8 protein-coding genes are annotated in these 8,742 nt (G+C 66.8%); 4 read left to right on the plus strand and 4 right to left on the minus strand.

From position 1 onward, the window contains the following. Positions 1 to 67 precede the first annotated feature (67 nt). Positions 68 to 742: an HAD family hydrolase gene (locus MJ601_RS12565; protein ID WP_242126883.1), complete on the plus strand. Its 675-nt coding sequence runs from the start codon at positions 68 to 70 to the stop codon at positions 740 to 742. Here the strand turns inward: MJ601_RS12565 and MJ601_RS12570 are convergent. After that, positions 739 to 1,671 (minus strand): 2-hydroxyacid dehydrogenase, encoded by a 933-nt coding sequence (locus tag MJ601_RS12570; protein WP_242126885.1) that lies wholly within the window; start codon positions 1,669 to 1,671, stop codon positions 739 to 741. The genes MJ601_RS12565 and MJ601_RS12570 overlap by 4 nt on opposite strands. Continuing rightward, on the minus strand, positions 1,668 to 2,993 hold the full coding sequence (locus tag MJ601_RS12575) for a cystathionine gamma-synthase family protein (protein ID WP_242126887.1): 1,326 nt from the start codon (positions 2,991 to 2,993) through the stop codon (positions 1,668 to 1,670). Before MJ601_RS12575 ends, MJ601_RS12570 begins: the two co-directional genes overlap by 4 nt. A gap of 176 nt (positions 2,994 to 3,169) precedes the next feature. Between MJ601_RS12575 and MJ601_RS12580 the strand changes: the two genes are divergently transcribed. After that, complete coding sequence (locus MJ601_RS12580) at positions 3,170 to 5,581, plus strand: ligase-associated DNA damage response DEXH box helicase (RefSeq protein WP_242126889.1); 2,412 nt, start codon at positions 3,170 to 3,172, stop codon at positions 5,579 to 5,581. Between the two features lie 12 nt (positions 5,582 to 5,593). Here MJ601_RS12580 and MJ601_RS12585 read toward each other — a convergent pair whose 3' ends face one another. Next, positions 5,594 to 6,220, minus strand: coding sequence for a DUF1345 domain-containing protein (locus MJ601_RS12585; RefSeq protein WP_242126891.1), 627 nt, complete (start codon positions 6,218 to 6,220; stop codon positions 5,594 to 5,596). Positions 6,221 to 6,262: 42 nt separating this feature from the next. Then, positions 6,263 to 6,838, minus strand: coding sequence for a peptidase S14 (locus MJ601_RS12590; protein ID WP_242126893.1), 576 nt, complete (start codon positions 6,836 to 6,838; stop codon positions 6,263 to 6,265). Between the two features lie 125 nt (positions 6,839 to 6,963). On the opposite strand from MJ601_RS12590, the gene ruvA reads away from it, so the two are divergent. Together ruvA and ruvB are read left to right on the plus strand one after the other, a co-directional pair. Continuing rightward, positions 6,964 to 7,572 (plus strand): Holliday junction branch migration protein RuvA, encoded by a 609-nt coding sequence (gene ruvA, locus MJ601_RS12595; RefSeq protein ID WP_242126895.1) that lies wholly within the window; start codon positions 6,964 to 6,966, stop codon positions 7,570 to 7,572. Next, positions 7,569 to 8,588 carry a Holliday junction branch migration DNA helicase RuvB gene (gene ruvB, locus MJ601_RS12600; protein WP_242126897.1) on the plus strand — a complete coding sequence of 340 codons (1,020 nt, stop codon included), beginning with the start codon at positions 7,569 to 7,571 and terminating at the stop codon, positions 8,586 to 8,588. Before ruvA ends, ruvB begins: the two co-directional genes overlap by 4 nt. The last annotated feature ends 154 nt before the right edge of the window (positions 8,589 to 8,742 follow it).

Below are 8,742 nucleotides of genomic sequence, written 5' to 3' on the forward strand. Positions count from 1 at the left end.
CGGCAAGCCGAAACGGCCCATCCGCACGATCAAACGAAGGGACGCCCCAAAAAGTTTCGGACACGGCATGACGCACAGGATCGCTTTCTACGACATGGACCGCACGGTGACCTTTTCGGGCACCTATACGGGTTTCCTTCTCCACGTCGCGAAACGCATGGCGCCGTGGCGTCTGGCGCTGTTTCCCGGCGTGATCCTGCTGATGCTGGCCTATGTGCTGAAGCTGATTTCCCGCCAGCGGCTGAAGGAACTCAACCAGGCGCTGATGATCGGCCATAATGTCGAGCGGGCGAAGCTGATGCCGCATGTCGAAAGCTATGCGGCGAAGGTGGTGGCGCGCAATGTCCGCGCCGGCGCGCTGGCCCAGATCGCGAAGGACAGGGCGGACGGCTATACGCTCGTCCTCGCCACGGCGTCCTACCGTCTCTATGTGGAGCCGATCGCCCGGCGGCTGGGCTTCGACGCGGTGATCGCGACCGATCATCTGAGCCAGGACCTGCGCTATGTCCGCGCGAAGATCGCGGGCGAGAATTGCTACGACACCGGCAAGCTGCGCATGATCAAGGCATGGATGGCGGCCGAGGCGATCGACCGGTCCATGGCGCATATCCGCGCCTATTCGGACCATGTGTCGGACGCGCCGATGCTGGAATTTGCGGATATTCCCTTCGCCTCCAACCCGCACAAGCCGCTGGCGAAACTGGCGGCGGAACGCGGCTGGACGCGCGTCGACTGGAATTAGGATACGGGCGAAACCAGCGGTTCCCCCGCAAAATGCGCGGCAAGGTTTGCCTGCAGCATCTGCGCCATCTTCGCCACCGCCTCCTGCGTCGCCCCACCGGTATGCGGGGTCAGCACGATATGGGGCACGTCGGCCCAGCGCTCCGCGGGCGTCGGCTCGCTTTCGAACACATCCAGCGCCGCGCCGCCCAGCCGCCCTTCGCGCAGGGCAGCGATCAGCGCATCCTCATCCACCAGCTGACCCCGCGCCACATTCACCAGCAGGCCCTGCGGCCCCAGCGCATCGCAGACCGCCGCCGAGATCATGCCCCGATTCTCCCCGGTCGCCCTGGCCGCGATCACCATGACGTCGCTTTCCCGCGCCAGCGCCTGCAGCCCGGCCGCCCGCGCCCAGCGCAGGTCCGGCTTGTCGCGCGGACCCCACCAGCCCACCCGCATCCGCATCGCCTCGGCCCGCTGCGCCAGCGCCACGCCGATGCTGCCCATGCCGACGATCCCCAGCCGCGCCCCCGCCATCGACCGGGTGAGCATCTTCGCGCCCGCCGTCCATTCGCCGGACCGCACCTGCCGGTCGCCGACGACGATCTGCCGCCGATGGGCGAGGATCAGGCCCAGCGCATGATCGGCCACATCCTCGGCATTGGCGTCGCCCGCATGGCTTACGGCGACGCCCCGCGCCCGCGCCCAGTCAAGGTCGACCCCATCATAGCCCACGGTGAAGCAGGCGATCAGCCGCAGCGCCGCCATCGCCTCCAGCATCGCCGGGTCGAGCCGGAACTCGCCCGCCGTCACCAGCACCTCCGCCTCCGCAAGCCGCGCGCGCCCGCTTTCCTCCCACAGCGGCATGACGTCATATCGGGCGGAGAGCAGCGCCAGCAGCGGTGCCAGATGCGGCTGCGCCACCAGGATCAGCGGGCGGGCCTCCCTCATCCGACCGCCCGCAAGGCCTGGGCGAAGTCCGCGATCAGGTCGTCCGCATCCTCGCAGCCGATGGAGATGCGCACCATATTGTCGCTGATCGCCAGCGCTTTCTTGCGCTCGGCGGGCACGGACAGATGCGTCATCGCGGCGGGATGGCTCGCCAGCGTCTCGGTCCCGCCCAGGCTGACCGCCAGCTTGGCGATCTTCAGCGCATCGAGGAAGGCAAAGGCCTCCGCCTCCCCGCCCTTCAGGTAAAGCGAGAAGGTCGAACCGGCCCCGCTGCAATGGCGGCGGTAGATGTCTGCCTGCCGTTCCGTCTCCGGAAAGCCGAGATAGACGACCTTCTCCACCTGCGGCTGGTTCTTCAGCCAGGCGCAGACCTTCGCGGCATTCTCGCCCGCCCGGCTCATCCGCAATTCCAGCGTCTCAAGGCTCCGCAGCAGCATCCAGGCCGAATGCGGGTCGAGGATCGTGCCGATGGTGTTGCGCATCAGCCGGATGGTGTTGATGAGACCGTTCGGCCCCAGCACCCCGCCCGCGACCAGATCGCTATGCCCGCCCGCATATTTGGTGAGGCTGTAGATGACGAGGTCGGCCCCATGGCTGAGCGGATGATGCCAGAGCGGGCCCAGGAAGGTGTTGTCGATGGCGATCGGCGGCCGATATTCTTCGCCTGCGAAGTAAAAGTCGCGCCGCGCAACTACCGCCTCCAGATCGACCAGGACATTGGTCGGATTGGCGGGGCTTTCCAGATAGATCATCGCCACGCGGCCCAGGCCTTTGGCCCTTTCGATCACGGCGCCGATCTCCTCCTCGGTGGCGCCGGCCGGGAAATCCAGCCATTGCACCCCGAAACGCCCCAGGATGCGCCCGATCAGCGATTCGGTCGCGGCATAGAGCGGCGCGGAATGGACGATCACATCGCCCGGCTGCACCAGCGCCAGCAGCGTCGTCGCAATGGCCGACATGCCGCTGGAAAAGAGCAGCGCGTCCTCGGCTTCCTCCCACACCGACAGCCGATCCTCGGCAATCTCCTGATTGGGACCGTTGAAGCGCGAATAGACGAGGCCCTCGGCCCCGCCCGGCCTGATCCCGGTCACGCCCTCGAAATGCCGCTTGCCCGCCGCCGCGCTCTCGAACGCGAAGGTGGAGGTGAGAAAGATGGGCGGCTTGAGCGAGCCTTCGGACAGGGTCGGGTCATAGCCATGCCCCATCATCAGCGTCGCGGGCTTCAGCTTGCGCCCGTCAATCTCCATGATCGGCGCCTTGGGGCGGCGGCGGTTGTTCGCGGGTTCCACGCCGGTGAGGTCGGCTTCGGTTTCGCCGGTCATTCGATTCTCCTGCATGTTCTGCGGCATCTGCTGCGCCGCTCCGATGGTGGGGAGTGTAACGCGGGGAGGGGGGAGGGGGCCAGAGGCAAGGCGTAATTTTATTCCTCCAGACTAAACTTATATTACCATTCCGGCCCAGCTTGCCGAACGCCCTCCCTTCTTCCTACATCAGCCTGATGGACCAAGGCCTACCCGAACCGCTGGAGCAATGGTTCACCGCGCGCGGATGGACACCCCGCCGCCACCAGCTCGACATGCTGGCCGCCGCCCGATCCGGCGAACACGCCCTGCTCGTCGCCCCGACCGGCGCGGGCAAGACGCTGGCCGGTTTCCTCCCGACGCTCGCCGGCCTGATCGAAAATCCGACAGAGGGCCTCCACACCCTCTATGTCTCACCGTTGAAGGCGCTCGCCGTCGACGTCCGCCGCAACCTCCTCACGCCCATCGAGCAAATGGGCCTGCCGATCCGGGTCGAAACCCGCACCGGCGACACCCCCTCCGACCGCAAGGCCCGCCAACGCGCCCGCCCGCCGCAGATATTGCTCACCACGCCCGAATCCCTGTCGCTGCTCTTGAGCTACCCCGACAGCTTCCTGCTATTCTCCGGCCTGCAGACCGTCATCGTCGACGAAGTCCACGCCTTCGCCACCCAGAAGCGCGGCGACCTGCTCAATCTCTCGCTGTCCCGGCTGCAAGCCATCCATCCCGGCCTTCGCCGCATCGCCCTGTCCGCCACCGTCGCGGATGTCGACGCCTATCGCGCCTGGCTCGCCCCGGATGGCGACATCGGCGCCGTCACGCCTGTCATCGGCGAACAGGGCGCCGATCCCAATGTCGCCATCCTCATCCCCGAAGGCCGCGTCCCCTGGTCGGGCCATTCGGGCAAATATGCCGCGAAACAGGTGATGGCGGAGATTGAGCGCCGCGCCACCACGCTCGTCTTCTGCAACACGCGCGGGCTGGCCGAGCTCATCTTCCAGTCACTCTGGTCGGTGAACGACGCCAACCTGCCCATCGCCATCCATCATGGCAGCCTCTCCATCGAAGCTCGCCGCAAGGTGGAGGCGGCGATGGCGGCGGGCCGGCTGCGCGCGCTGGTCGCCACCGCCTCGCTCGACCTCGGCGTCGACTGGGGCAATGTCGACTGCGTGATCCAGATGGGCGCGCCCAAGGGCAGCTCGCGCCTGCTGCAGCGCATCGGCCGCGCCAATCACCGGCTCGACACGCCCAGCGAAGCGATCCTCATCCCGGGCAACCGCTTCGAATATCTCGAGGCGCGCGCCGCACTGGACGCCGTGGAGGCGGGCGAACGCGACGCCGACGATTTCCGCCCCGGCAGCCTCGACGTCCTCGCCCAGCATGTCATGGGCCTTGCCTGCGCCGCCCCCTTTCGCGAGGCGGAACTGCTGGCCGAAATCCGCTCCGCCACCCCCTACGGCGCCCTTGGCGAAGAGGCGTTCGCCAACGTCCTCCATTTTATCGAGGGCGGCGGCTATGCGCTGCGCGCCTATGACCGGTTCAAGCGGCTGACCCGCGATCCGGACGGCACATGGCGCGTCTCCCACCCGCGCTTCATCCAGCAGCATCGCCTGAACGCGGGCATCATCGTGGACCAGCCGGCGCTCGCCGTCCGCTTCGCCAACGGCCGCAAGCTGGGCACGGTGGAGGAGGGGTTCGCCGCCACCCTCAGCCCTGGCGACTGCTTCTTCTTCTCCGGCACCGCGCTGGAGGTGGTGCGGATGGACACGACCGACCTGATCGTCCGCGCCACGTCGAAAAGCGCGCGCATCCCCAGCTGGGGCGGCACCCGCATGGCCATGTCCACGCGCCTCGCCGACCGGGTGCGCCGCTTCCTGGCCCAGCCCGATCAATGGCCGCGCTTTCCCGAAGATGTCCGCGAATGGCTGGAGGTGCAGAAATATCGCTCCGCTCTGCCCGAACCCGGCCAGCTTCTCATCGAAACCTTCCCGCATGAGGGGCGCCATTATCTCGTCTGCTACAGTTTCGAGGGGTGGAATGCGCACCAGTCGCTCGGCATGCTGCTGACCCGGCGCATGGATGCGCAGGGGCTGATGCCGATGGGCTTCGTTTCCAACGACTATGCGCTCGCCGTCTATGGGCTGAAGCCCGTCACCGATCCGGCCAGCCTGTTCTCGGCTGACATTCTCGACCATGAGTTCATCGATTGGGTGGAGCAATCCAGCCTGCTCAAGCGCGCCTTTCGCGACGTGGCGGTGATTTCCGGCCTGATCGAGCGCCAGCATCCCGGCAAGCGCAAGACCGGGCGGCAGGTCACTTTCTCGACCGACCTCATCTATGACGTGCTGCGCAAATATCAGCCCGACCATCTGCTGCTGAAGGCCGCCTGGGCAGACGCCCGCGCGCGCATGACCGATGTGGGGCGGCTGGGCGACCTGATCGACCGCGCCTCCTCCACCATGCTGCATATCGATCTGGACCGGGTCAGTCCGCTGGCCGTCCCCGTCCTCATCCTCATCGGCCGCGAACAGGTCGCCCAGCATGATGTGGAGGACGCGCTGCTGATGGAGGCCGAGGCGCTGGCGGCGGAAGCGATGCGGACGGATTGAGGTCCGAAGGGTTCAGCTTCCGCCCAGCACGTTGATGGTGAAGGCCAATATGCCCAGGTTGAACACGAAGGCCGCCAGGCAATGGAACAATACCGTCTGCCGCATGATCCTGTTCGTCACGCCGGTGTCGGATGTCTGGAATGTCATGCCCAGCGTGAAGGCGAAATAGAGGAAATCCCAATAGCCCGGCTCTCCGTCGCCGGGAAAATCCAGTCCGCCGCTGTCGCCGCCCGTGCGGCCGGCCAGATAGTAGATATGCGCATAATGCATCGCATAGACGATGTTGGAGAACAGCCACGCCAGCGCCAGCGTCCCCAGCAGCAGCGCGATGGCGGTCGCGCTCGGCCCGCCATGCTGGCTGACCGCCACGCCCACGGCGACCAGTATGACCAGCGAAACGATCCCGGTCAGCAGCAGCATCAACCGCCGGTTGACGTCATTCTCCGCCGCCTTGCGCCGCATCGCGTCGGGCTCGGCATCCAGCAGCGGCCACACCGACAGGATGAACGCCAGCGCGGCGACGTCGAAGCCCGCCATCACCGCCTCATGCCAGGGCAGCCACAGGCAGAAGGGCACCATGCTGGCGAGCAGGGCGAGGAACATGCCGTAACGCCAGGGGAAAATCCGGGACCGGGTCATGCCGGGCATAGAAGGAGCAAAAGGCGCGCCTGACAAGCCGCTTTATATCACCGCCGCGACCAGCCCCATCGCCATCGCCTCGTTCGCCTCCAGATACCAGTTTTCCGGCGCGCGCCTCAGAATATCGTCCATCGACACCTGCGACCCCAGGATCAGGTTCGCAAAGCCCTCATTCTGGATCGCGATCGACGCCTCGATCTCGTGCAGCGCCGCCTTCAGCGATGCGATGCAGGTGGACAGCGGCCCTTCCAGATGGATGTCGCGGGTGATGATCCGTTCGTGGATCATCAGCCTGGTCCCCCGCGCCAGATAGCGGTTCTCGGTCGCGAAAAAGCCCATGAAGGTCGCACCCGCAGAATAGACCGCCGTCTTCCCCAGGAAGACCAGCCGCCGTTCGGGGTAGAGATCGGAATGAAAGCGGATATCCTCCCCCATCATCCGCGCAATCTCCGGATCGCCGCCCAGCGTCGCCATCTCGACCACCACCAGCCCCTGCTGCGGCGCCGAGGACAGGCAATTGCGAAAATGCAGATACATGCCGTGATCGACAAAGCCCGACAGCATGATCGCGGGATATTCGAAATCCTTCTGGGTCAGCAAGGCGGCCTGCATCGACATCTTTTCCTCTTCCGTTCGGCTGCACTACGCCCGGGACGGCAATTGGTGCCGCGCCGCATCGCTTTTGACTGGCGCCGCGCCGGAGACGCCCTTAAGGAACAGATCATGACCAAAGGGCGGGGCGCATGATCGCGAAACTCAAGGGACGGCTGGACAGCACGGGCCTGGACCATGCCATCATCGATGTGGGCGGCGTCGGCTATCTGGTCGGCGCGTCGTCCCGCACGCTCGCCGCGCTGGGACCGGTGGGCGAAGCCGTGACCGTTCACACCGAAATGCTGGTGTCGGAGGATTCGATCCGCCTCGTCGGTTTCGCCCGCGCCGAGGAACGGGAATGGTTCCGCCTGCTGACCAGCGTGCAGGGCGTGGGCTCCCGCGTCGCGCTCGCCATCCTCTCCGCGCTGGAACCGGCCGAACTGCACCGCGCCGTCGCGACCGGCGACAAGGCGATGATCGCCCGTGCCAACGGCGTCGGACCCAAGCTTGCCCAGCGCATCGCCAATGAGCTGAAGGACAAGATCGGCGCGGTGCCCGCATCCGCCGGGGGCGTGGGCGCAGGCTTCGTCCCGCTCCCCACCGGCGGTCATGGCGCTGATGCGATCTCCGCGCTCCAGAATCTCGGCTTCAAGCCTGCCGAGGCGAGCGGCGCCGTCGCCGCCGCCGAAGAGGAACTGGGCGAGGACGCATCGCTTGACGCGCTGGTCCGCCTGGCCCTGCGGAAAGCGGCGAAATGAGCGAGGAACGCCTGATCTCCTCGACCCGCCGCGTCGAGGATGCCGACGCCGCGCTGCGTCCCAAATCCCTGGCCGAATTTGTCGGCCAGCAGGGCGCGCGCGAAAATCTGCGCATCTTCATCGAAGCGGCCAAGGGGCGCGGCGAAGCGCTGGATCATGTGCTGTTCTTCGGCCCGCCCGGCCTGGGCAAGACCACGCTGGCGCAGATCGTCGCGCGGGAAATGGGCGTGGGTTTCCGCGCAACTTCCGGCCCGGTGATCGCCAAGTCGGGCGACCTTGCCGCGCTGCTCACCAATCTGGATGAGGGCGACGTCCTGTTCGTGGACGAAATTCACCGCCTCAATCCCGCCGTCGAGGAAGTGCTCTACCCCGCGATGGAGGACCGCGCGCTGGACCTGATGATCGGCGAAGGCCCTTCGGCCCGGTCGGTGCGGATCGACCTGCCGCCTTTCACGCTCGTGGGCGCGACCACGCGGCAGGGGCTGCTGACGACGCCGCTGCGCGACCGGTTCGGCATTCCGGTGCGGCTGCAATTCTACACCGTGGACGAGCTGGAACTGGTCGTCCGGCGCGCCGCGCGCCTGCTCGATCTCGCCATCACCTCCGACGGCGCGGTCGAGATCGCCCGCCGCTCGCGCGGTACGCCCCGTATCGCCGGGCGGCTGCTGCGCCGGGTGCGCGACTTCGCCAATGTCGCGGGCGCCCCGGCGGTGGATGCGAAGGTGGCCGACGCCGCGCTCACCCGGCTGGAGGTCGACCATCTCGGCCTCGACCTGATGGACCGGCGCTATCTGATGATGATTGCCGACATCTATCGCGGCGGCCCGGTGGGCGTCGAAACCCTGGCGGCGGGCCTGTCCGAAGCGCGCGACACGATCGAGGAAGTGATCGAACCCTATCTCATCCAGCTTGGCCTGATCGCCCGCACCGCACGGGGCCGTTGCCTGAATGGTCCGGGCTGGAAGCATCTGGGGCTCAATCCGCCGAGCACTATTCAGGACGGCCTGTTCGACTAGCATCTTCGACGGGCATCGCCGGGAGCCAAAGCCAGCGCTGCCCAATCCCTTGAGGAAAATCCGGGAAAAACCGTGGCCGTTACGGCGGGGCGGGGGGGTATGAAACCCCCCCAGACAGGGCCGCCCCCGCGCGCCGGGCGTTTTGGGGAGGGCC

The organism is Sphingobium trunci, from assembly GCF_022664535.1.
Lineage (GTDB): Bacteria > Pseudomonadota > Alphaproteobacteria > Sphingomonadales > Sphingomonadaceae > Sphingobium.